The organism is Corynebacterium sp. HMSC078H07, from assembly GCF_001812805.1.
GTDB lineage: Bacteria > Actinomycetota > Actinomycetes > Mycobacteriales > Mycobacteriaceae > Corynebacterium.
Genome location: NZ_KV810503.1, coordinates 1 through 264, shown reverse-complemented (window position 1 = coordinate 264; position 264 = coordinate 1). Strand labels below are relative to the sequence as shown.

The following is a 264-nucleotide window of genomic DNA, read 5'->3' as shown; positions in this document are numbered from 1 at the left end:
GTGTGGCTAAACCCGGGGTACGCTTCACCTACCGCTCTAAGGGACCTAACTCCATCACCATCACCGACGCCCCGACTGTCATCGCTGATATCCGAGGCACGTTAGAATCCGTCAACAAAACAAACCTGCTTGATGCTGCCCGCACCGTCATTGTCACCGGTGGTATTGGCACCAAACCCGCCGTACATGCCCAAGTCGTTGTCACCCTCAACGAACTCGACCAAATCGTTAACGGGGATGGGGAGGAAATAGAACTTAACCTCA

Annotated in this window: 1 pseudogene; it reads left to right on the top strand. The window is 54.2% G+C overall.

The window, feature by feature from the left end:
• A pseudogene (locus HMPREF2875_RS13725) lies at positions 1 to 264 on the top strand (HNH endonuclease); the annotation flags it as partial.